This is a genomic window from Microbulbifer sp. CAU 1566 (genome assembly GCF_023156515.1).
In the GTDB taxonomy this organism is placed as follows: Bacteria; Pseudomonadota; Gammaproteobacteria; order Pseudomonadales; family Cellvibrionaceae; genus Microbulbifer.
Genome location: NZ_JALNMG010000004.1, coordinates 241,097 through 263,758 on the forward strand (window position 1 = coordinate 241,097; position 22,662 = coordinate 263,758).

The 22,662-nt window shown below is 60.5% G+C and carries 17 protein-coding genes; 6 read left to right on the top strand and 11 right to left on the bottom strand.

Translation table 11 applies throughout. The features are described 5' to 3' along the window. Positions 1-15 precede the first annotated feature (15 nt). The 4 genes from pstB to M0G74_RS11980 form a co-directional block, all read right to left on the bottom strand. Entirely contained in the window at positions 16-756 is a 741-nt protein-coding gene (gene pstB / locus M0G74_RS11965) for a phosphate ABC transporter ATP-binding protein PstB (RefSeq protein WP_236250629.1), read from the bottom strand. Positions 757-943: 187 nt separating this feature from the next. Further along, positions 944-2,230, bottom strand: a complete 1,287-nt coding sequence (gene pstA, locus M0G74_RS11970; RefSeq protein WP_248217269.1) for a phosphate ABC transporter permease PstA — start codon at positions 2,228-2,230, stop codon at positions 944-946. Then, complete coding sequence (pstC, locus tag M0G74_RS11975) at positions 2,223-3,602, bottom strand: phosphate ABC transporter permease subunit PstC (protein ID WP_248217275.1); 1,380 nt, start codon at positions 3,600-3,602, stop codon at positions 2,223-2,225. Before pstC ends, pstA begins: the two co-directional genes overlap by 8 nt. Positions 3,603-3,798: 196 nt before the next feature. Beyond that, positions 3,799-4,866, bottom strand: a complete 1,068-nt coding sequence (locus tag M0G74_RS11980; RefSeq protein WP_248217278.1) for a PstS family phosphate ABC transporter substrate-binding protein — start codon at positions 4,864-4,866, stop codon at positions 3,799-3,801. 242 nt (positions 4,867-5,108) lie between these two features. On the opposite strand from M0G74_RS11980, the gene M0G74_RS11985 reads away from it, so the two are divergent. Continuing rightward, positions 5,109-5,732, top strand: a complete 624-nt coding sequence (locus tag M0G74_RS11985) for a TRAP transporter small permease subunit (protein ID WP_248217280.1) — start codon at positions 5,109-5,111, stop codon at positions 5,730-5,732. Further along, positions 5,729-7,090: a TRAP transporter large permease subunit gene (locus tag M0G74_RS11990; RefSeq protein ID WP_248217281.1), complete on the top strand. Its 1,362-nt coding sequence runs from the start codon at positions 5,729-5,731 to the stop codon at positions 7,088-7,090. The genes M0G74_RS11985 and M0G74_RS11990 overlap by 4 nt, the downstream gene beginning before the upstream one ends. Positions 7,091-7,445: 355 nt before the next feature. Here the strand turns inward: M0G74_RS11990 and M0G74_RS11995 are convergent, their stop codons facing one another. The 4 genes from M0G74_RS11995 to M0G74_RS12010 form a co-directional block, all read right to left on the bottom strand. Next, positions 7,446-10,586 (bottom strand): efflux RND transporter permease subunit, encoded by a 3,141-nt coding sequence (locus tag M0G74_RS11995; RefSeq protein ID WP_248217282.1) that lies wholly within the window; start codon positions 10,584-10,586, stop codon positions 7,446-7,448. Continuing rightward, complete coding sequence (locus M0G74_RS12000) at positions 10,583-12,202, bottom strand: efflux RND transporter periplasmic adaptor subunit (protein WP_282450157.1); 1,620 nt, start codon at positions 12,200-12,202, stop codon at positions 10,583-10,585. The genes M0G74_RS11995 and M0G74_RS12000 overlap by 4 nt, the downstream gene beginning before the upstream one ends. Positions 12,203-12,220: 18 nt before the next feature. Beyond that, complete coding sequence (locus M0G74_RS12005) at positions 12,221-13,510, bottom strand: TolC family protein (RefSeq protein WP_248217284.1); 1,290 nt, start codon at positions 13,508-13,510, stop codon at positions 12,221-12,223. 81 nt (positions 13,511-13,591) lie between these two features. Next, positions 13,592-13,972, bottom strand: coding sequence for a hypothetical protein (locus tag M0G74_RS12010; RefSeq protein ID WP_248217285.1), 381 nt, complete (start codon positions 13,970-13,972; stop codon positions 13,592-13,594). A 210-nt stretch (positions 13,973-14,182) separates the two neighbouring features. Here M0G74_RS12010 and M0G74_RS12015 point away from each other — a divergent pair, with 210 nt between their 5' ends. Together M0G74_RS12015 and M0G74_RS12020 are read left to right on the top strand one after the other, a co-directional pair. After that, positions 14,183-14,572 (top strand): acyl-CoA thioesterase, encoded by a 390-nt coding sequence (locus M0G74_RS12015; RefSeq protein ID WP_160151926.1) that lies wholly within the window; start codon positions 14,183-14,185, stop codon positions 14,570-14,572. A gap of 260 nt (positions 14,573-14,832) precedes the next feature. After that, positions 14,833-15,129, top strand: coding sequence for a hypothetical protein (locus M0G74_RS12020; protein ID WP_248217288.1), 297 nt, complete (start codon positions 14,833-14,835; stop codon positions 15,127-15,129). A gap of 111 nt (positions 15,130-15,240) precedes the next feature. Here M0G74_RS12020 and M0G74_RS12025 read toward each other — a convergent pair whose 3' ends face one another. The 3 genes from M0G74_RS12025 to uvrD all read right to left on the bottom strand — a co-directional run bounded on the left by M0G74_RS12025 (position 15,241) and on the right by uvrD (position 19,650). Beyond that, complete coding sequence (locus M0G74_RS12025) at positions 15,241-15,795, bottom strand: hypothetical protein (protein WP_248217289.1); 555 nt, start codon at positions 15,793-15,795, stop codon at positions 15,241-15,243. A gap of 406 nt (positions 15,796-16,201) precedes the next feature. Then, positions 16,202-17,335 (bottom strand): TRAP transporter substrate-binding protein, encoded by a 1,134-nt coding sequence (locus M0G74_RS12030; protein WP_248217291.1) that lies wholly within the window; start codon positions 17,333-17,335, stop codon positions 16,202-16,204. A gap of 83 nt (positions 17,336-17,418) precedes the next feature. Next, entirely contained in the window at positions 17,419-19,650 is a 2,232-nt protein-coding gene (uvrD, locus tag M0G74_RS12035) for a DNA helicase II (RefSeq protein WP_248217293.1), read from the bottom strand. 283 nt (positions 19,651-19,933) lie between these two features. Between uvrD and hexR the strand changes: the two genes are divergently transcribed. Together hexR and M0G74_RS12045 are read left to right on the top strand one after the other, a co-directional pair. Continuing rightward, the gene (gene hexR, locus M0G74_RS12040; protein WP_160151922.1) at positions 19,934-20,788 is read left to right on the top strand and encodes a transcriptional regulator HexR; all 855 of its coding nucleotides are present in this window, start codon (positions 19,934-19,936) and stop codon (positions 20,786-20,788) included. Between the two features lie 33 nt (positions 20,789-20,821). After that, positions 20,822-22,627, top strand: a complete 1,806-nt coding sequence (locus M0G74_RS12045) for a DUF4153 domain-containing protein (RefSeq protein ID WP_248217294.1) — start codon at positions 20,822-20,824, stop codon at positions 22,625-22,627. Positions 22,628-22,662: the final 35 nt, after the last annotated feature.

Below are 22,662 nucleotides of genomic sequence, written 5' to 3' on the forward strand. Positions count from 1 at the left end.
GGGCTCCCCCCAACCTTAGCCGAAACGGCCGGTAATGTAGGCTTCGGTGAGTTCGTGCTCGGGATTGGTGAACACCGTCTCGGTATCGTTTACTTCTACCAGCTTGCCCAGGTGGAAGTAGGCGGTGCGCTGGCTGACACGGGCCGCCTGCTGCATCGAGTGGGTGACGATGGCGATGGTGTAGTTCTGGCGCAGCTCGTCGATCAGCTCTTCGATACGGGCAGTAGCAATCGGGTCGAGGGCCGAACAGGGCTCGTCCATCAGGATCACTTCCGGGCTCACAGCGATGGCGCGGGCGATACACAGGCGCTGCTGCTGACCACCGGAGAGGCCGGTGCCGGGCTTGTCCAGACGGTCTTTCACCTCATTCCACAAACCGGCGCGGCGCAGGCTGTTCTCGACGATCTCATCCAGTTCCGCGCGGCGGCTGGCGATACCGTGGATTTTGGGCCCATAGGCGACGTTTTCGTAAATTGTCTTGGGGAAGGGGTTCGGCTTCTGGAACACCATGCCCACGCGCGCGCGCAGGGGTACCACATCCACCTTGGGGCCGTAGATGGCTTCACCGTCGAGGCTCAGCTCGCCTTCCACACGACACCCTTCGATGGTGTCGTTCATGCGGTTGAGACAGCGCAGGAAAGTGGACTTGCCGCAGCCGGACGGGCCGATCATGGCCACCACCTGGTTGCGGCCGATATCCAGGCTCACATCGTGAATCGCCTGGGCTTCACCGTAGAACACATTCACATTGCGCATCCGCAGCTTGGCTTCATCACAGAAGGGGCTGCCAACGGTTTTTGCGATTTCTACATTGGTTTTCACTACATTGGGCTCCGCGGCTGTGGCACCGGTATTGTCGCTGGCCGGTACACTCTGGCCGGCGTTCAGGGTCATGGTGGTCATGGCTCTATATCTCGGTTCGCTATCTTAGCATTCGCCGGCTTTACCAGCGGCGCTCAAGTTTTTTGCGCAGCCAGACTGCGCAGGTGTTCATGGTGATCAGGACTGCCAGCAGTACCATGATCGCCGCGGAAGTGCGCTCAACAAAGGCGCGCTCCGGGCTGTCGGCCCACAGGAAAATCTGTACTGGCAGCACCGTGGACGGATCGGTGACCCCGTGGGGTACGTCGACAATAAATGCCACCATACCGATCATCAGCAGCGGGGCCGTCTCACCCAGGGCTTGGGCCATACCGATAATGGCGCCGGTCAGCATGCCCGGCATCGCCAGCGGCAGTACATGGTGCAACACCACCTGCATGCGCGACGCGCCCATGCCCATGGCCGCTTCGCGGATGGAGGGCGGTACGGATTTGAGCGAGGCGCGGCTGGAAATGATGATCGTTGGCAGGGTCATCAGGGTCAGCACCAGGCCACCCACCAGCGGCGCCGAGCGCGGCAACTCGAAAAAGTTGATGAAAATCGCCAGCCCCAGCAGGCCGAACACAATGGACGGTACCGCAGCCAGGTTGTTGATGTTCACCTCGATCAGGTCGGTCCAGCGATTTTTCGGCGCAAACTCTTCCAGGTAAATGGCCGCGGCCACGCCGATGGGGAAAGACAGCGCCAGGGTCACCAGCAGGGTCAGCAGGGAGCCTACCAGGGCCGCGCGGATGCCTGCCTGCTCCGGCTCGCGGGAATCGCCGTTGGTAAAGAAGGTGGTATTGAAACGCTTCTCCAGTTCACCGCTATCGCGCAGGGACAGAATCCAGCCAGCCTGCTGCTCGCTGGTGCGCCCCATAAAGCCCTCTTTGCTTTTAGACAGGCTTTTGACATAGGTGTCGACGTCGTCGTCGGCGTTAAACCACAGCGTTTCGGTCTGGCCGAGCAATTCCGGGTGGTTTTCCAGGCGTTCACGCAGTTCAAAGCCGGCACCGTTGGAAACCAGCGCATACAGTGCACGCTTGTCGCGGCGACCACTCACATCGGGGAAACGCTCACGCAGGGCCGCGCGGATGACACCGTCGAAGTTGGCCCAAGCAAGGCTTTCGTGGTCCACCTTGTCGATGCCCAGTTCCGCCGGATCGTAATGGACCTCCAGCTGGATCTGGGTCTGCACAAAAGCGCTGGAGCCCTTGCTGATGATGTCGGTAAACAGCACCACAACCGCCAGTACACCGAATGCAATACTGGCAATGCCGAACCCGCGGAAGATTTTTTCCTTGCGATGACGGCTGGCGAGGCGCGCGGCGATTTTTTCGCGCACCTGGGCTTGAGTCAGATCAGTCATACTGTTCCCGGTATTTTTTCACGACGTGCAGGGCAATAAAGTTGAGGATCAGGGTGCTGATAAACAGCATCAAACCGAGGGCAAAGGCCGCGAGAGTTTTGGGGCTGTCGAACTCTTGGTCGCCCACCAGCAGGGTAACGATCTGTACCGTTACCGTAGTGACCGACTCCAACGGGTTGGCGGTGAGGTTGGCCGCGAGGCCCGCCGCCATCACCACAATCATGGTCTCGCCGATGGCGCGGGATACCGCCAGCAGTACACCGCCGACAATGCCCGGCAGCGCCGCCGGAATCACCACCTTGCGCACGGTTTCCGATTTGGTGGAACCGAGACCGAGAGCGCCGTCGCGCAGGGACTGCGGTACCGCATTGATCACATCGTCGGACAGGGACGAGACGAAAGGAATAATCATCACCCCCATCACCAGGCCAGCGGCCAGGGCACTTTCACTGGAGGCTTCGAGGCCGACCGACTGCGCCAGATCGCGAATGAAAGGCGCCACGGTGAGGGCGGCGAAGAAGCCGTATACCACGGTGGGGACACCGGCGAGAATTTCGATCAGCGGCTTGGCAAAAGCGCGCACCCGGTTACCGGCATATTCCGCCAGATAAATTGCTGACATCAGGCCCACGGGTACCGCCACCAACATGGCGATGGCCGATACCATTAAAGTGCCGGTAAACAGTGGTACCGCACCAAAGGCGCCGCTGGAACCCACCTGGTCGGCGCGCATCGCCATCTGCGGGCTCCAGTGCAAACCAAACAGGAATTCGGTTACCGGCACCGCCTGGAAGAAACGAATGGATTCCAGCAACACCGACATCAGGATGCCGACGGTGGTAAAGATGGCGGCACAGGCGCACACCAGCAGAATCGCGCGCAGGACCTTTTCCACTTTTTCCCGCGCGCGCATTTCCGGGGAAATACGCAGCAGGGCGAAGGCGCCGAAACCGATGGACAGAATCAGGATCAGCGCGGTCTGCAATAGCTGGCCATTTTCCCGCAGGCTGGTCAGATGCGCAGCCGCGGCTTCCAGTTGCGGCGTGCTCTCGCCAACGAGATTGCCCGCAGCCATGTTCTGAATCTGCGCGTACAACAGGTTCTGGCCAGAGAGGGTAGCGGGCTTATCCACAATACCGCCCATTACCAGGGTGCGGATGATGGAGTCGTCAAAGGCCAGCCAGGTCCCCAGGATCAACAGGGCCGGCAGGCCGCACCAGAGCGCGGTATGCACCCCGTAATAGCTGGGCAGGGAAGCCAGGCTGCGAACACCGCCGCGACTGCGGGCGGCACTCAGCGCACGACTGAAGCCGGTACCGTAGGCCACCAGAATCAGTAGCAACAGCAGGGCGAAGAGAGTGGGAGTCTGCATCGATTTGCTCGGTTAACTCTATTTCAAAGTCAGTTTCAAAAATTGCCGGCCATTATCCGGACTTCCAGCTATTTTGCATGGCGCCAACCCCAAAAGAGTTCAGAAATTACGCCAGCTTCTTATAAGCAAAAGGCCAAGCCCCCGATTTATGGATGGGGGCTTGGCCGGTAATTCCGTCTACCTGTGTTCTCGATACTTATTTGGCAGCGAGATTGGTCAGAGCGTTGAGCTTGCGTACATTGGTCGCAACCTGTTGGCGCTGGGCATTCGGCAACGGGATCATACCCTTGTCCGCCAGGTAACCTTCTTCACCCCAGGCGCGCTCATTGGTGAACTCCGCCAGGAATTGCTTGATGCCAGGTACCACGTCCACGTGGGCTTTCTTCACGTAGATGAACAGCGGGCGGGAAACGGGGTAGCTCTGATCGGCGATGGAATCGAAGGTCGGCTCCATGCCCTCGATAAGGGAACCCTGCACCTTGTCCGCATTCTGGTCGAGGAAGCTGAATCCGAAGATACCCAGGGCATTCGGGTTGGCGGCCAGCTTGTTCACGATCAGGTTGTCGTTCTCACCGGCTTCAACATAGGCGCCGTCTTCACGGATGTTGTGGCAGATGGCTTTGTACCCATTCTTGTCCGCAGCCTTTTTTGCCGCAATCCAGTCAAACTTTTTACAGCCACCTTCCAGTGCCAGTTCGGCAAAGGCGTCGCGGGTACCGGAAGTAGGGGGCGGGCCCAGTACTTCAATTTTGTGTGCGGGCAGCGCCGAGTTGACGTCTTTCCAGGTTTTATAAGGGTTGGCTACCAGCGTTTCGGAACCGTCCGGGTTGGGTACATCCTTGGCCAGGGCCAGGAAGATGTCCTTGCGCGACAGTTCGAAGGGAGTAGCGCTTTTGGCGTTGGCCAGAACGATGCCGTCGAAGCCGATCTGAACTTCCACCACATCGACGCCGTTGTCGTTGCACATGTCCAGCTCGGACTGCTTGATGCGGCGGGAAGCACCGGTGATATCGGCGGTGTTTTCACCCACGCCCTGACAGAACAGCTTCATGCCGCCGCCGGTACCAGTGGACTCAACCACCGGGGTCTTGAACTGGGTAGCGCGGCTGAAGCGCTCGGCAACCACAGTGGTGAAAGGATATACGGTAGATGAACCGACAATGCTGATGTGGTCACGCGCGGCCAGGGCGGCGTTTGAGGCAGCGATGGTCAGGGCGGCCAGGGCCGAAGCCAGGACTTTTTTGCTCGCAAGACGCTTGTTCATGGATATCTCCAGGGTGTTCAAAGTTTCTGCACGCGGCGCATGTTATGTCGAACTGGTGACGATTCTATGAATGAAAAGTTACAAAAAGATTACAGGCCCCGGGGCATTTTTTGACCGTCGATTTACCGTTGGTCACACAGCTAATCGACTCTCCAGCCACCGGTGCTGGCGCAATTTCTGACCAACAGGTAGGCTCTCACCCATTGATAACAGAAGAATAAAGATGGTTTGAGAGAACTCCCATGAAGTTTCTGCTAACAACCGCAAATGGACTGGATCGCTTTGCCAGTGCCAGTGGTCGCCTGCTGGGCTGGTTTACCCTCGCCATGGTGCTGATACAGAGCCTGGTGGTGATACTGCGCTACGGCTTTGATGGGGGCTCCCTCGCCCTACAGGACTCGGTCACCTACCTCCACGGCGCCGCTTTTATGCTGGGACTTGCCTATGCCCTGCAGACCGGTGCCCATGTGCGGGTGGATGTGTTTTACCGCACCATGTCCATCCGCGGCAAAGCCTGGGTGGACGCCGTGGGCTGCCTGATCTTCCTGCTTCCCTTGTGTACGTTTATCGCCGTTGGCAGCTGGCACTTCGCCGCCAGCAGCTGGGCAGTACACGAAACCAGCGCCAGTGCCGACGGCCTCGGCGGCGTCTTCCTGCTGAAAAGCCTGATGCCCCTGGCGGCGATCACCCTGGCACTGCAGGGAATAGCGCAATTTGCTCGCGCCCTGAACACCCTGATGCTGGTGACCCGGGAAGAATTGCGAAAATCCTCGGCGGTCAACGACACCCCTGAAGAATCTGTGGAAGAGGCCGCGCACAATAAGCCCATGGTGCGCCAGGCACCGGGCGCGGAGGTGAGCGCATGATGGAACTGATCCCCCTGCTGATGTTTCTGGTCGTGTGCGGCGCGCTGATGCTCGGCTACCCGGTGGCCTTTACCCTGGGCGGTACCGCGCTGCTGGCCGCCGGCCTCGGCATCGTCGGCGGTGTATTCGATGCGGAACTGCTGCGCGCCTTCCCCGACCGCCTGTACGGCATCATGCAAAACGGCACCCTGATGGCAGTGCCGCTATTTGTGTTGATGGGTGTGATGCTGGAGCGAGCGCGGATTGCCGAAGAATTGCTGGTAAACCTGGCGCGGGTCTTCTCCGGGATTCCCGCGGGCATAGCGGTCTCGGTGGTGGTGGTGGGCGCGCTGCTCGCCGCCAGCACCGGCATCGTCGGTGCCACCGTGGTGACCATGGGCCTGATGTCCCTGCCCACCATGCTGAAACGCGGCTACTCCCCCAAACTCGCCACCGGTACCATCTGCGCCACCGGCACCCTGGGGCAGATCATTCCCCCGTCCATCGCGCTGGTACTTTTGGGGGACACCCTGTCCAACGCCTACCAGCAGGCCCAGCTCAGCCAGGGCATCTTCAACCCGAAGCCGGTGAGTGTGGGTGACCTGTTTATGGGGGCAATCATTCCCGGGCTGTTACTGGTCGCGGCCTACATACTCTATCTGTTGTTTATCGCTCGCCGTGAACCGGCGCAAACCCAGCGGCCTGATGACGACATCGAAACACTGCAGATCCTGAAAAGCCTGTTCCCGCCCATCGCCCTGATGCTGCTGGTACTCGGCTCCATTATCACCGGTGCCGCCACGCCCACCGAAGCCGCGGCAGTCGGTGCCCTGGGTGCGGGAATACTGGCCTGGGGGCGCGGCGCCCTGAACTGGCAGCGTGCCAGCGAAGTGGGGCAGAGCACCCTGCAGGTCACTGCCATGGTGTTTGCGATCCTGATCGGCGCCTCGCTGTTCTCTCTGGTATTCCGAGGATTTGGCGGCGAGGAAGTGGTCACTCACTTTTTCAATAGCCTGCCTGGAGGGGTGATTGGCGCGACCCTGCTGGTGATGCTGGTGATCTTCCTGCTGGGTTTCATCCTCGACTTTATCGAGATCACCTTTGTGGTGGTGCCCATCGTCGGCCCGGTGCTGCTGGCCATGGGGCTGGACCCAATTTGGCTGGGTGTGATGATCGCGCTGAATCTGCAGACTTCATTCCTTACACCGCCGTTTGGTTTTGCGCTCTTCTACCTGCGCGGTGTGGCGCCGGTGGAAGTGTCTACCGGGGCCATTTACCGGGGGGTGGTGCCGTTTATTGCGATCCAGTTGCTGATGATGTGTCTGCTGGCAGTGTGGCCATCGCTGGCGACCTGGTTGCCGGGCTTCGTTGCCAGCTAGGTTGTTTTGACTGGTCCGGTGGTTCGAACTTAAGCCGGCCCGGTGGCGGTGGGACACCGGGTACGGGTTTTCACGACCGCTGTGAACCCATCCCTGGGCGCTGCGGCGCAAACATCCTGTTTGCGACGCTCCTGAAAACCCGTACCCGGCGCCCCACCTTCAGTTGTCACTAATTTACTTCGTAGCAGTGGGTCACATCCGCTAACGAAGTACTGCCCTTTGATGTGAAGGCCAAGTGCCGGGGATTCGTTTTTGAAAGCGTCGGAAACAGGGATGTTTCCGACGCAGGCTACAGGGACGTATTCATGCCGGTTTCAAAAACGAATCCCCGGTGCTTGGCCGCCACCAAACCAGCTTAAGAAGTAATCCCGGGGTCGGAGTGCAGTCCTCGCCCCTTCCACAAGCGGTACACCGCTGGCAACACCATCAAAGTCAGCAACATGGCACTGACCATGCCCCCAACCATCGGTGCCGCAATGCGCTGCATCACCTCGGAACCAACCCCCGAGCCAATCATCACCGGCACCAGGCCGATAAACACCGTGGCGGTAGTCATCAACACCGGGCGCATGCGCTGACCGGCACCGCGGCGGATCGCATCGCGCAGGTCGTCCCGGGTTGGCTTGCGGTCGGCAGCTTCACAATCGGCCTGCGTCTGTTTCCAGGCCTGGTTGAGATACACCAGCATGATCACACCGATCTCCACCGCCACCCCGGCCAGCGCGATAAAGCCAACGCCCACCGCCACCGACAGGTTGAAGTCGAGCCAGTACAGCAGCCACAGGCCGCCGATCAACGCCAGCGGCAGGGTACCCATGATCACCAGCACCTCGCCCCAGTGACGGAAACTGAAATACAGCAACAACACGATGATACCGAGGGTCACCGGCAACAGCAGGCCGAGGCGCTCGCGGGCGCGCTCCATGTACTCGTATTGCCCGGACCACGCCAGGGAATAGCCCGGCGGCAGCTCCAGTTGATCCGCTACCAGTTGCTGCGCCTCCGCCACCCAGGAACCCAGGTCGCGGTCGGCGATGTCGATATAGATCCAGCCGTTCGGTCGCGCGTTTTCGGTCTTGATCATCGGCGGGCCGCTCTGCACCTCGATGGTGGCCACGTCACCCAGGCTCAGATGGGTGCCATTGGGGGCCACCAGCGGCAGGCCGCGCAGACTTTCCGGGGAGTCCCGCCAGGCCTGTGGATAACGCACATTGATCGGGTAGCGCTCCAGGCCCTCGGTGGTTTCGCCCACCTTTTTGCCGCCCACCGCGGTGTCGATCACCGTCTGTACATCCTGAATATTCAGGCCGTAGCGCGCCGCGGCGCTGCGGTCGATATCGATATCGATATAGCGGCCGCCCTCAACGCGCTCGGCGAACACCGACGCGGTGCCGGGTACATTCTTGAGCAGGGATTCCAGTCGGGTGCCGATCTGCTCGATCTGGTGCAGGTCGGCACCGGCGACCTTGATCCCCACCGGGGTCTTGATGCCGGTGGCGAGCATGTCGATGCGGGTCTTGATCGGCATCACCCAGGCGTTGGTAACCCCAGGCAGCTGCACCGCCGCGTCCAGTTCTGCGCGCAGTTTTTCCGGGGTCATGCCTTCGCGCCACTGGTCGCGGGGCTTGAAGCGGATAATCGTCTCCACCATGGTCAGCGGCGCCGGGTCGGTGGCGGTTTCCGCGCGGCCCATCTTGCCCCACACCTGCGCCACTTCCGGCACCTGCATGATCATCTTGTCGGTCTGCTGCAGCAGTTCGCGCGCCTTACCGATGGAAATGCCGGGATGGGTGCTGGGCATATACATCAGGTCGCCCTCGTCCAGCGGTGGCATAAACTCGCTGCCGGTGCGCGACAGGGGATACAGGGCGCTGGCGAGCAACACCAGTGCGGTAATGACCACCAGCAGCGGATGCCGAATCGCCAGTTCCAGGGCCGGGCGGTAGGCGGCGGTAAATGCGCGGTTGATGGGATTGGCCTGCTCCGGCTTCACCTCACCGCGCACCAGGTAACCCATCAGCACCGGCACCAGGGTAATGGCGAGGCCGGCGGCCACGGCCATGGCGTAGGTCTTGGTATAGGCCAGCGGTGCGAACAGCCGGCCCTCCTGACCTTCCAGTGCAAACACCGGCAGGAAACTGAGGGTGATAATCAGCAGGCTGAAGAACAGTGGCGGGCCCACCTCGCTGGCGGCCTCACCGACGACCTTCCATCGGTTTTCATCCGTTAGCGGCGTGCGCTCCATATGCTTGTGCAGGTTCTCGATCATCACGATGGCGCCGTCCACCATGGCGCCGATGGCGATGGCAATACCGCCGAGGCTCATGATGTTGGCGTTGATCCCCTGCAGGTGCATCACGATAAAGGCGCCGATGATGCCCAGCGGCAGGCTGATGGCGATCACCAGCGACGAGCGCAGGTGGAACAGGAACAGCGCACAGACCAGCGCCACCACGATGAATTCCTCCAGCAGCTTGTGCCACAGGTTATCCACCGCGCTATCGATCAGTTCGCTGCGGTCGTAGGTGGGGACAATTTCCACCCCCTCCGGCAGGCTGCGCTGCAGCTCTTCCAGCCGGTTGCGCACGCCATCGATGACCGCGCGCGCGTTCTCACCGAAGCGCATCACGATCACGCCGCCGACGGCCTCGCCCTCGCCGTCGAGCTCTGACAGGCCACGGCGCATCTGTGGGCCCAGGTGTACATCCGCCACATCCCGCAACAGCAGCGGTGTGCCCGCGGCATTCACCAGCAGTGGCAGCTGGCGCAGATCTTCCACGCTCTGGATATAGCCGCTGGCGCGCACCATGTACTCGGCTTCCGCCATTTCCACTACCGAAGCACCGGACTCGCGGTTGCCGCGTTCGATCGCCGCCTGCACCTGCGCAAGCGTCAGGTCGTAGGCGCGCAGGCGCAGGGGATCTACCTGCACCTGATACTGCCGCACCATGCCGCCCACTGTAGCCACCTCGGATACCCCGGGCAGGGTCTGCAGCTCGTATTTCAGGAACCAGTCCTGCAGCGAGCGCAGTTGTGCCAGGTCGTGCTGGCCGGTTGGATCCACCAGGGTATAGCTGTAGATCCAACCGACGCCGGTGGCGTCCGGCCCCAGCTCCGAGCGCGCCGCCGCCGGCAGGCGCGGGGCCACCTGGCTCAGGTACTCGAGTACCCGGGATCTTGCCCAGTAAAGGTCAACATCGTCGTCGAAAATAACGTAAACGTAGGAATCACCAAAAAATGAATAGCCTCGTACGGTGTGCGCGCCAGGCACACTCAGCATGGCGGTGGTGAGCGGGTAGGTGACCTGGTCTTCCACCACCTGCGGCGCCTGGCCCGGATAGCTGGTTTTGACGATCACCTGTACATCGGACAGGTCCGGCAGCGCGTCCACCGGCGTGTTGCGCAGGCTGTAAAGCCCGGCAATCGCCAGCACCACCGCGCCGATCAGCACCAACGCGCGGTTGTGCAGGGACCATTGAATGATTCGCGCGATCATTTCTGCGGCTCCTGCGATCCGGAGTGATCCATGTCGCCATAATCCATCTGCGAGTGGTCCATTTTTCCGTGGTTCATCTCACCGTGATCCATCTGCGAGTGATCCATTTGCTCGTGGCCTTCGTGTCCCGGCATCAGGGAATCATCGGCCAGGGCGCGAGCGGCGATCACCTCGTATTTACCGTCGTCGCGCTGGCGCATCTGCACCCGCAGTGGCGCACCGCTTTCCAACGCCTGACGCAGTTGCTGCTGCGCCGCTTCCGCCACATGGAAACCCATCACCATGCCGGGCCAGTCCCACTCCGGCACCGGGCCGTGCTCAAGGCGTGCGTAGTGGTTGTCGTCGGGCATGCTCAGCACCGTGGCCTCGGCCCAGGCGGTATCGGCTTTTACTGACTTTTTGCCACTTTTAGAGTCACTTTCACCTTCGATACGCTGCAGATCGGCACTGATACTGGACTCGGAATCCAGCAGGAACTGGGCCGAGGTGACTACCTCGGTACCGGGTTCGAGTCCGGCGAGGATTTCCACCCGCTTGCCCAGCTCGCGGCCCACCCGCACGCGCACCGAGCGGTAGCGGCCGCCGCCCTCGGCGATCACCAGCCGGTCCATGTCACCGGTGCGGATCAGGGCGCTGCGCGGTACAGTCAAGGTGTCCACCTTCTGGCCCCCCAGCTGCAGGCGCACAAACATGCCCGGACGTAGGGCTTTGTCGGCGTTGTCCACCAGCACCCGCACGCGCAGGGTGCGGGTCTTGGGGTCGAGATCCGGGAGTATGTGCACCAGCTCGCCGGTCCAGCTGCGGCCCGGGGCAAACTCCCCCTGCAGGGTGGCGGTATCCCCCACCTGTACCTGGGCGCCCTGTTTCGGGAACAGCTCGCCTTCCACCCACACGGTTTCCAGCGGACCGATACTCATCAGGGTGGTGGCGGGGGTGATATACATACCATCGCGGGCGGCGAATTCATTCACATAGCCGTCGGTGGGCGAGTAGAGGGTGATGGTCTGGCTCACCTTCCGGGATTTATCCAGCGCGCGCAGCTGCTCGGCGGGCACCCCGAGGCTTTCCAGGCGCTCGCGGGTGGCCTCGATCAGGGTGCGGTTGCCGCTTTGCAGGGCCGCCACCAGCTCACTCTGTGCCTTGACCAGCTCCGGCGAATAGATCGCCACCAGCGGCTGCCCCTTGCGCACACGATCCCCCACGGCCTTGACCCAGCTCTTGTGCACCCAACCGCTCAGGCGGGTGTGCACGTGGTGCAGCTTGTCTTCATCCAGCTGCACCAGGCCCACGGTGTCGACCTCGATGGTCACCGGGCCTTTCTCCGCTACCGCGGTGCGCACACCCAGGTTGTTTTCCACCTGGGAGGAGATGGATACGGTGCCCGGCTTGGCCTCACCTTCCTCGCCCTCGTAGACGGGCACCAGGTCCATGCCCATGGGCGATTTGCCGGGGCCGTCGCGACGGTAGTTGGGGTCCATGGGCGCGACCCAGTAGAGGATTTTCTTTTCGCCGCTGCCGCCCTGCGCGGTGTCGTCACCGCCGGACAGGCCGCGCCCCACAAGAATTCCCACCACCAGGGCGATGATGGCGAGCACGACTATCAATATTTTGTTCATAACGTTGCAGATCGCTGATTATTTGAGGTTGGCGTCGAGCTCGACGGCGCGGAAATAACGGATGCGCGCCACGGCGCGGAAGTAGCCATAGGTGAGGCGCGCAGCGCTGATCTGGGTCTCGATGTCATCCATGCGCGCGGCAATGGCCGCTTCCAGATCTGCGGTATTGCTGGCGTAGCCCCGCAGTACCGCATCGGCGGTGGCGTCCGCCTGGGGCAACAGGTACTCCCGGTACTCCGCGCGGCGGCGATCGAGGGTCTGGGCCATGGCCACGGCGCCGTTTAGCTCGGCGTGCAGCTGCTGCAGCAGGTTCTGGCGCTGCAGGATGCCGGCGCTTTCGCGCGCACGGCTGGCGGCGAGGCGCCGGTCCTGGCGCTTCTGGCGGAACAGGGGCAGGTCGAACGACACCATCACACTGGCGAAGTCGGAGCCATCACTCATGGGAGTCCGGTCGCGCTGGCCGTAACTGAAATCGACACCGAACTGCGGCTTGTAGGCCTCCTGGGCCAGTGCCACATTGGCTCGCTCTGCGGCCACACGGGCATTGCTGGCAGCCACCGCCGGATGCTGCTCCACCAGCGCCATCGACACCGGCAGGGACTGCCCCGCCAGCCAGTCGCGGGTATCCCGCCAGGCCGGCGGCGTTGCATCCAGCGCACCCCAGGCGGCGCCGCCGATCCAGCGGCTGAGAGTGCCGCGGGCGCGATTGATCTCGCCATCCACCGCGGCAATACGATCGTCCAGTCGTGCCAGCGCCAGCTGCGACTGCAGCAGCTGCTGGGACTGGATCTGCGCACTGGCGAGGCGCGCGCGGTTGTAGCCCACCAGCTCCTGCATCCAGCGACGGTTCTCCGCCAGCAGTTCACGCACCCGCAGCTGCTCGGCCACGCTGAGGTAGGCCTGCGCCACATCCCGCGCCAGTGCTAGCTCCATATCCGCGGCACCGGCATAGCCCGCCTCCGCAGTGTGGGCGCCGCGCTCGCCGGCGAGTGTCGCGGAATCCCCGCGCGGCAGTTTCTGGCTGATGCCGATGACTTTCTGGGTCATCGGCTGGTCGTCAAAAGCGAAGGTGTCGGTGGGCAGGTTGGCGATACCCAGCTTGAGCATTGGGTCCGCCCACTGGGCGTCCGCTACCGCGGTTTCCGCCGCAGCGTCGGCCGCGGCAATCGCCGCCGCAGTTTGCGGATCCTGTTCCTGCGCCAGCTGGATGGCGCCCTCCAGATTCAGCTGTGCCCGCGCGGGCAGGGCAACCGCACAAATCACCAGCGCCGGGACCAGTGGGCCCAGAGCGCGCAATACATATCCCATGGAGTAATCCTGTGTATCTGATACCTGGTCGACGACTCGACCGTAGATTTCAGCGCCAAATGAGACGCTGAAGGGGAGGCATCAGGCGCTTATTGGGGGGCGCAACAGGTTGCGCTGCGAAGCAGCGAGTGGGGAGGGGGTAATCGACTGAAGCAGGGCGGAGGCAGACAATGTCGCGGCCTGCCAGTCCTGTGCCGGGGGAACGGCCGCACCACAACCGCCAACGGCACAGGTCAGCTGGCAGAGTTCTGCCGCCGATTTGTCGCCGGCCTCATCGCAGCAGGGCATGCTGTGGTGATCAGTGGCGGACATGTCACTCGCGGCATGCACAGCGGTATCCGCCATCATCATGGCGTGATCGGCGTGGGAATCAGCCCCCGGATCGCAGGCAGGCGCAATCGCCAGAGCCAGGCTCTGGGCAGCGAAACACCACAGGATCAAAGTCAGGACAATTCCACGCATGGGCGGAATTCTAGGTGCCACAGGGCAGAGCGGCAAGCCCATGCCCCGCGGCAAGGTTGATAAATCAACCGATTATTCTGTTCAGCGCAAAATTTCAGTTATTGGGCTCTGGCTAATTAGTACCCAGTTTGTGCTAGAATGCGCCACCCGGTAACGGTGACCCAAAACGCCACCCCGGATCAATAAATCTAAGAATTGTGAGCATTTGCGATGTCCGCCATTGATGAAGAACCGCAACCCACGGGTACCCTGACCCTGCAGACCCAGTCCATGCCACGGGACACCAATCCCCAGGGTGACGTTTTTGCCGGTTGGCTGATGTCGCAGATGGACCTGGCCGGTGCCATTCTTGCCCAGAGCATCGCCCGCGGCCGCGTTACCACTGTTGCCGTCGGCAGCATGGTATTCCTGCGCCCGGTGCCCGTCGGCTCCACCGTCAGCTGCTACGCCGAAGCGGTGGAAGTCGGTCGCTCATCCATTCAGACCATGGTGGAAGTGTGGCTGACCCGCGTCGATACCGGTGAACAGGTCAAAGTGACCGAAGGCGAATTCGTGTTCGTGGCCATCGACGATCGCGGCCGCACCCGGCCGCTGCCGTAAGCTCTTTTCGGGCCCGGAATCAAAACCCGGGCCCGCCGACCTCGCAACGACGAGGTCTCTTCCCATACCCCTGTCGCCGTGCGGAAATAGCAAATGCTATTTGCCCTGTTGAGCTGCCACCGAACAGCCTCCCACCCGCCAAACAAAACACTGGTACCAAGTAAACCTCTGTTTTGCAAAATGCAAAGCGCGTTTATTTTTTGCCTGCTGGCACTGGGATAGTATTCGGGCTCGTTAAACACCGGATAAGGAATTTCCCAATGATGTTACCCGCACTGGCCATGGCCTCCATTTTTACTATCGTCTTTTTCAGCGGCTTGGCGTTCGCCCGAAAAGCCAGAAAAATGTGGGCCAAGATCGCCATCAGGATCGGAACGGTACTGCTCACTATTGCGCTATTTGGCATTGTGCCGGCAGTGATGGAAGCAAGCCTGATGACCACAGAGCTGGCAGGGCGTTACTTTTTCTTTTTAATGATTGGCGGGGCGTTAATTTATAAACTATGGCTGGTTAAATTTATTCCGTTACCTTCCGTGCAGAAACAGGCAAAAAATTAAGGGGGAAAGCTTCGAGTATTTCTCGATGTCTTGGAAAAATTTAAAAAGGCAGAGCCAACAGCTCTGCCTTTTTTATTACTCACGGCATTACACCGGTTAATTACAGCGCATTTATTCCAATTCGATATCGACGATATTGGTAACAAACGGGGTCACGGTAAGTTCACCGCTGGTGAAGTATTTCTGACCGCCTTTCCAATTTTTGAATTTAATATAGTAAGTGCCGGCGGCCAGAGTAATAACCGGGTTGTTCAGGTCGTCAAAATGGATCGGATCTTCGACCAACCAGCCCTCTTCCGTGACCTCAAACAGATAGCCACCACAGCGCATGGGCCCAACATTTGGCTGCTTGCACGAATTCAACGCCAACTTGGTTTGGCTTTGTGGGTTTTTTTCTGTTTTTACGACCACGACTTTCCCGTAATCGGATTGTGAGCGCGTCGCACTTACTGTGCTGAAATTTCTTCGGCCTACGGAATATGAGTTGGACCCTGTGCGACTGGACTGCGGCGCCGATGCCGCGTTGCCAGAGGTGTTTCCTGTAATGCTGCTGATCGTTGTACCAGCAGCGGCCGACATCGAATCTCTTGCTATCTTTTCAAAGTCGGCACTGGTGCAGGCCGTCATTCCCGTTAACACAAAAATTACTACAAATAACCGAAACATCCATCATCCCTCGATATTAATTTCCCTGAAGCGCCAGCGGCACAATTTTTTCACCACTGGTATTTGGCACCAATGTCCCGGTCCCTGAAAGGGCCGGGGCGCTTACGATACTAAAAAGTGTTTGAGTGAAAAATATCGAAATGAAAGTATCTCTGGAACGATAGAACCAACTGCAGAAGGTTTTTTTGGAATTTAATAAGTGTCCGCCGCGCTTATACAGAAATAGGGTTTGCGAACTAGCAAGCCAGTACCAACTTCAAGGCTCACATATTCCGATAAGAGAATACGTCGGGCACAGCTTCAGGCTCTTCGTTCCCGTAATAACCAGGAATTGATAGTTACAGGTATAGAGGGTTGCCTGTTTTGGCATAACGCCGCCACTGAAGGCAACCCACAGCCTGTCGATTTATCGGGTTGCCTGGTCTCTTGTCCGGTAATACGCCTCTTCGCTAATCCGGTGATAGGGAATCACCTGGGATTCAAACTCCTTGAAGGCTTTATAGACCCGATTGAATTGTGGATCTTTTGCCGCCGTTTCTTCCATGATGCCCTGATTGATTTGTTTCAGGTGGGCAATTACATCGTCCGGTAGCTTGCGCAGCTCTACACCGTGCTCTTCCAGCAGCTCTTTCAGCGCACGATTGTTGCGCGCGGTGTATTCGTCGAGCATGTCCTGGTTGGCGTCGTGGGCGGCGGTGCGGACTATGGCCTGCAGGTCCTTCGGCAGTTTCTCGAACGCGGTTTTATTGACGATGATTTCGAGGATGGAACCCGGTTCGTGCCAGCCGGGATAGTAGTAATACCTGGCGATCTGGTGAAAACCGAAAGCGAGGTCATTGTAGGGGCCGACCCATTCGGTGGCATCGATCACGCCGGTCTGCAGCGCAGTGTAAAGCTCACCACCGGGGATGGTGACCGCGGTGCCGCCGGCGCGGTTCAGTACTTCACCACCGAGACCGGGGATACGCATCTTCAGGCCTTTCAGGTCTTCGACGGAGTTGATCTCTTTATTGAACCAGCCCGCCATCTGCACACCGGTGGAACCGCCGGCCATGGGGATCAGATCAAAGGGTGCGTAGAGCTCTTCCCAGAGTTCCAGCCCACCACCGTAGTGCAGCCAGCCATTCATTTCCTGGGCATTCAGCCCGAAAGGCACCGCAGTAAAAAACTGGGCCGCGGGTATCTTGCCTTTCCAGTAATAGGCGGCGCCGTGGCCAACCTGGGCCGCACCATCGGACACCGCGCCAAATACACCCATGGCGGGCACCAGTTCACCGGCACCGTAGACCTTGATCTTCAGGCGGCCGTTGGACATTTCGTCGATTTTTTTCGCGAAGCGCTCCGGGGCACTGCCGAGACCGGGGAAATTTTTCGGCCAGGTTGTGACCAGCTTCCACTCAAAAGTCTTTTGGCCGGTGTTTTCGAGAGTGGTGATTTTCTGTTCCTGGTCGGAACGGGAGATCACCAGCGAGCCGAAGGTAAGCACCAGCAGGGCGAGCAGGCCGAGGATTACGGGGGGATACCAGTTTATTTTTTTCATGTCCGTTTGAATTTTTATTGTTGGTTTTGTCTGGGCGACACCCTCCCGGGAGCGACGCAATAGCGACCGGGAGGGTGTACCAATCAGAGAGGCTGCAATTTGGCCATGGATACTACCAGCCATTTGCTGCCGGCGTCGTCGAAGTTGACCTGCACCCGCGCGCGCGGGCCACTGCCTTCAAACTGTACCACCGTGCCCTCACCGAATTTGGCATGGTCAACACGTCCACCGAGCGCCAGGGGTGGCAGGTCGTCGTCGAACTCCGGCGCGGCATCGGAGTAGGGGTTGATGCCGCCACCATAGTTGCCGAACGACTTGGGCTGGAACAGCGGCTTGGAAATTTCCGTTTTGAGTCGCACCTCGTGGATATACTCCACCGGAATTTCACTCACAAACCGCGATGGCTTGTTATAGGTTTCGCTGCCGAACAGGCGGCGGCACTCGGCGTAGGTCATGTACAACTTCTGCATGGCGCGGGTGATACCCACGTAGCAGAGGCGGCGCTCTTCCTCCATGCGCCCGGGTTCCTGGGCGGACATTTTGTGCGGGAAGAGGTTTTCCTCCACCCCGGCCATAAACACCAGCGGGAACTCGAGGCCCTTGGCCGAGTGCAGGGTCATCAGCTGTACCGCGTCTTCAAACTCGTCCGCCTGACCCTCGCCGGCATCCAGCGCGGCGCTGTCGAGGAACTGGTTCAGCAGCGGAATCTCTTCCTCGTCCACCGCTTCGCCATCGGCGTCTGCGGTGGGCACGCCGTCGAAGGCGCGACAGGCGCTGACCAGTTCCTTGAGGTTTTCTACCCGGGTCTGGCCCTTCTCGCCTTTTTCCTTACTGTGGAAATCGATCAAGCCGGTCTGCTCGATGGCCAGCTCGGCAATGTGATCCAGGGTTTTGTCGGTGCTCTCTTCGTCCAGCGCGTCGATCAGGCTGAGGAAGTTCGCCAGGGCATTACCGGCGCGCGCGGCGAGGACTTTCTGCTGCAGCATCTTGGCCGCCGCATCCCACATGGAGCTACCGTGCTCGCGGGCAAATTCCCGCACCAGCTCCACGGTGCGCGCACCGATGCCGCGGGTGGGGGTATTCACCACCCGCTCGAAGGAGGTGTCATCGTGGCGATTGGTGATCAGGCGCATGTAGGACAGCGCGTTCTTGATCTCCAGCCGCTCGTAGAAGCGCTGGCCGCCGTAAATACGGTAGGGAATCTGTTCCCGCAGCAATCCTTCTTCCAGCACCCGCGACTGGGCGTTGGAGCGGTACAGGATGGCGACACTGTCGCGGCGGTTGCCGTCGCGCACCCAGTCGCGGATACGTTCGACAATAAACCGCGCTTCATCCTGCTCGTTGTAGGCGGTGTAGAGGGAAATGGGCTCGCCTTTTTCCCCTTCGGTCCACAGTTCCTTGCCCAGGCGACCGGAATTTTGCGCAATCACCGCGTTGGCAGCGTTCAGGATGGTGCTGGTGGAGCGGTAGTTCTGCTCCAGGCGCACCGTCTGCACATCTCTCAGGTCCGCTTCAAAATGCTGGATATTCTCGATTTTGGCACCGCGCCAGCCGTAGATGGACTGGTCATCGTCACCCACCGCCGTGATGGCACACTGGTCGCCGGCCAGCAGGCGCAGCCAGGCGTACTGAATGGTGTTGGTATCCTGGAACTCGTCCACCAGAATGAACGGGAAGCGGCGGCGGTAATGGGCGAGGATATTGTCGTTATCCCGCAGCAGTTCGTGGGCGCGCAGCAGCAACTCGCCGAAGTCCACCACACCGGCGCGCTGGCAGGCCGCTTCATAGGCGCTGTAAATCCGCACCATGGTCTGTAGCCAGGGGTCACCGGTGAGCTGGAGATACTGCGGGCGAATACCCTCGTCTTTCTGGCCGCCGATCCACCATTGGGACTCCCGCGGCGACCAGCTTTTCTCGTCCAGCCCCAACTCGTTCTGCACCCGCTTGATCAGGCGCAGCTGGTCGTCACTGTCGAGAATCTGGAAATTCTGCGGCAGCTTCGCCTCCTGCCAGTGAGCACGCAGCAGGCGGTGGGCAAGGCCGTGGAAGGTGCCCACCCACATGCCGAAGGTATTCACCCCCAGCAGCTCCTCGATGCGCCCGCGCATCTCCCGCGCCGCTTTGTTGGTGAAGGTCACCGCCATGATGGAGTAGGGCGATGCCCCCTCCACCTGCATCAGCCAGGCGATACGGTGCACCAGCACCCGGGTTTTACCCGAGCCGGCACCGGCGAGAACCAATTGATTGCCCGGGGGCGCGGCTACTGCCTCGCGCTGGGGATCGTTGAGGGGGTCTAAAAGTTCAGATACGTCCATGGGGCGGATTGTATCAGGGGTTTTGGAGTAACTGGGTATATAAACAGGGTTTTGACCCACTGAAATTCAATGCGAAGGCGCTGATGCCGGGTAGGCCTTTGTGAGACCGTCTGCGGCCAGGACGGCCGCAGCCGAGCCCCCATGGATGGGTTCACGGCGTGTCTCACAAAGGCCTACCCGGCAGCAGGGCCGCCACAATGCCAGAATCGAGCTGAGCCAAAGCTCGCCAGCACCCCGCCATGCCGCTAAACTGCACAGCCTGAACCAGAGTTAAGGTAGTGTCGTGAAGCCAGCGGAAGTCACGCAAAGGATCAGCGAGCAGCTGAGTGCCATGCGTAAATCTGAGCGCAAGGTCGCTGAATATATCCTCGCCAACCCCGGCGAAATCATTCATATGCGGATAGTGGATCTGGCCACCGAGGCGCAGGTGAGTGAACCGACCGTGGTGCGTTTCTGCCGTGCTGTGGGTTGCTCCGGGTTCCAGGAGTTCAAGCTCAACCTCGCGCAACAGCTGGCCTCCAGCCCCAGTTTCGGGCAGATCGCCGTTACCGAAACCGACTCCATCGCCGAATACAAACGCAAGGTGTTCGACTCTACCGTCGACACCCTGCTGAATGTGCGCGACAAAATCGACTCTCGCGCTCTTGAAGCCGCCGTTACCGCCATTGCCGCCGCCAAGCGGGTGGAATTCTTCGGTTTTGGCGCCTCCGGTGCCGTGGCCGCCGACGCCCAGCACAAGTTCTTCCGCCTGCAAATGGCTACCGCCGCCCATTCTGACCACCATATGCAGAGCATGTCCGCCATGAGCATGGCGCCCGGCGATGTGGTGGTCGCCATCTCCCAGAGCGGCCGCACCTCTTCACTGCTGCGCTCCATGGAAATGGCCAAAGCCCAGGGCGCGACCGTCATCGGCCTCGGTCCCAGCGGCTCCCCCATGACCCGTCAATCCAGTATCCCGCTGGAAGTGGATGTGGAGGAAGACATCGAGCTCTACACGCCGCTGTCGTCCCGCATCGCGCATTTGGTGGTAATCGACGTACTCGCCATCGGCGTGGCCCAGCGCAAGGGGCCGCAGCTGCAGGAACACCTGCTGAAGCTGAAGAAGGGCCTATACAACCTGCGGGAAGAAAAACACTAAACGCACCGCGAAAAGCCCGGAACAGGACGCGATATGCACGGAAGCAGTGGCGAAACCTCGAACAACCAGCCTGAACACCAGGCTCCGGAAGACGCGCATTCGCTCAGTGTTGCCGAGAAGCGCCTGGTCCTGATCGCCGCGCTGGTACAGGGACTGGTACTCTACTGGCTGAAGTCCTGGTCCGGCAGCGAGAGCTGGCTGCCGGTATGGCGCTACCTTTGCTATACCCTCTCGATCGCCATCCCCCCGCTGGTCATTGTCACCACCGCACCGCGCCTGGCCCACAGCTACTGGTGGGTAATTGCCGGTTACACCCTGCTTCTCGGGCTGGTGGCCAGCTACCGCGGCTACCAGTGCACCCCGACGGATATGGTGTATTGCAACTGGCCGCATACTTTTATCGTCACCACCGCCATTGCCTCCTTTGTGGTCGCCTTTCTGCTGCGCGCCTGCGCCACCGGCGTACAGCGACTCAGGCGGCCCGAGTATCCGGCGCTCTTCCACTATTCCTGGGATATAGCACTGACCGTCGGCCTGACCCTGGTGTTCACCGCCATCTTCTGGCTGATCCTGTTCCTGTGGCAGGCGCTGTTCAGTCTGGTGGGCGTGGCGCTGTTCCGTGAGCTGTTCTCGAAAGAGTGGTTTATTTTCCCGGTGACCGGGCTGGTGGTCGGTTGCGGCGCCGTTCTGTTCCGCTCCCAGCAGAGCTTCGTACTGACGCTCAAGCGCCTGCTGCGCACCATGCTGGTGGCGTTGCTGCCCCTGCTGGCACTGCTGACCATCGTGTTCCTTGCCACCTTGCCGTTTACCGGGCTGCAACCAATCTGGAACACCGGGCACGGCAGCGCACTGTTGTTGTGGCTGGTGGCGCTGCTGCTGTTTTTCAGCAACGGCGTGATTCAGGACGAGTTTCCTTTCTCCCGCTACCCCAAGTGGGTCAACCGGGTATTGTTGCTGGCACTCGTCGTCGCCCCCTTTTACACCGCCTTCGCGCTCTACGGGCTGATGCTGCGGGTGCAGCAGTACGGCTGGACCCCCGAGCGGCTGTGGGGTTTCGTGGTGGCTTTCACCCTGATGTTGCTGGCCACCAGTTACAGCCTGGCCATCCTGCGCCGCGGTGAGCACTGGGGTGCCTGGCTGCGGCGGATCAATACTGGACTGGCACTGTGGGTACTGGCGGTATGTCTGGTTACCCAGTCGCCACTAGCGAACTTCTGGCGCATCAGTGCCACCAGCCAGATGGCGCGCCTGCAGCAAGAACAAGTGGAGTTGGCGGAGTTCGATTTCTTTTTTCTGCGGCAGAAACTCGGGCGGCCGGGGCTGGAGGCGCTGCAGCAAATCGCCACTCTTCCGGCCGTTCAGCAGGACCCTCAGATGGCGGCATACCTGGTGGAACTGTTAAAACCGGCGCCGTCCGATTGGAGCCTCCGCCAGAACCCGGTCGCGCAGCGGCAGGCCAACCAGAAAATCCGGGGAATAGAAGTACTCCCTGGCGGCAGCAGCTTGCCGGCGGCGTTTGAAAGCCGCCGCTACCTGATGGACTGTGACCAGGCCGCGGTAAACTGCATCTGGCTGGAAAAGGATCTCAACGGAGATGGCGAAAGCGAGTTTCTGCTGTTTTCCCTCCGCTCCCGGCAGAACAAGGAAAACTTCCTCACCGTGTCCGCCTTCGCCCTGGTGGATACCAGCTGGCAGCAAATTGGTCACAACAACCGGACTACAGAAGAGGAGTTCGACGCCCTGCGACAGCGGCTGCAGTCCGGACAGACAGTAACCCGCGCTTCCAGATGGCCGGCACTGTATCTGGGTGATGAACTGCTGTTCGACCCCACCCAGTAGACCGGCGACCGCAAATTCTCCCACTGTCATGGAAA